Source organism: Methanoregula sp. (assembly GCF_002835825.1).
Classification (GTDB): Archaea; Halobacteriota; Methanomicrobia; order Methanomicrobiales; family Methanospirillaceae; genus Methanoregula.
Window position 1 is genome coordinate 1 of the sequence record NZ_PIZH01000667.1, and the last position, 1142, is coordinate 1142.

The window sequence follows — 1142 nt, forward strand, 5'->3', positions numbered from 1 at the left end:
GATCGAGATTGTCAATAAATTCGAAAAAGTTGTCTATGCGGCGCTGATGATCCTGCTCATGGCAGTCCTCGTCTTTGCCATCTTCGATCTCGGGTATATCCTGTACCTGTCCCTGTTCGATATCTCGCCCTGGCTGCTCGATTCGCATGAGATGATCCTTGTTCTCGGTGCATTCCTGCTCGTCCTCATTGGCGTCGAGCTTCTCGACACCATCAAGGCATATTTCCGGGAGAATGTTATCCATGTCGAGATCGTTGTCCTTCTTGCCGTCATTGCCGTTGCTCGGAAGGTGATCCTTCTCGACCCTACCGGTATGACCGGGTTCGAATACGGGTTCGAGCTGATGGGGATAGGCGTCATCGTCGTCGGCTTGGCTGCAGGGTATTATCTCATTAAAAGGGCCGGTCTCACTGCAGGTTCGGGCAAGATTGGCGACAAGAATGACTGACCAGGCCGGAATACCGGTCCGAATCATTCACCTCCCTATGTGAAAAGCTCCCGTATGGCATCTCATGGAATAAAACAGCGGTTGTTGCCGGATTCCCGGGTAATGATGTTCTGCATCCGGGCTGAATTCAGAAGAAACCTGCACGGTTCATCATGCTGACGGGGAATGTTTTCGTTATCGGGATTCTCACTCCCCCACGAGTTTTCCTGAAGACCCGGACCCGTTCTCTTTTGGATCCAGGAGATCTCAAAAAAGAAATTTAATCGCGATCGACCGGTCGATTCAATCGTGTCCCCTGCCCGACGCCCATCGGGTTCCAATGGAGGAAAATCTGGGAATAAATCTGTCAGTGTTTCCACGGGAAATCATGGTTTTTTTACTGGTGTGAAAAAGGGGGGTCGGGCAGGGGACAGTATGGATTTTTTACCGGACTCTTTTCATCCACTCAAAAAAAACCCGGAATCCGGTTATGGTTTTGGATGTCACTTCTGCTGGAAAAGATGGTTGCAATGCGGTGTAATGACGCGGCTTTTACGGACCTGAGCAGTAATGCTACATTTGGAAGTTCGCCATGAGTTTTTTTTAACCACCGCGGCTCTCATGGACCGGCCGGCCCCTGCCCGACCCCCCGCAAAAATCGTGAAGTACTGGATTCCGACTATTTACAAAAAAAAACTCTTTCGAAGACCTGTTG

1 protein-coding gene is annotated in these 1142 nt (G+C 50.2%); it reads left to right on the forward strand.

All coding sequences use genetic code 11. The annotated features are described in order from the left end of the window. Positions 1 to 448: phosphate-starvation-inducible PsiE family protein (locus tag CW742_RS14285; protein WP_342764893.1), on the forward strand; the 448-nt coding region annotated here is incomplete at its 5' end. Positions 449 to 1142: the final 694 nt, after the last annotated feature.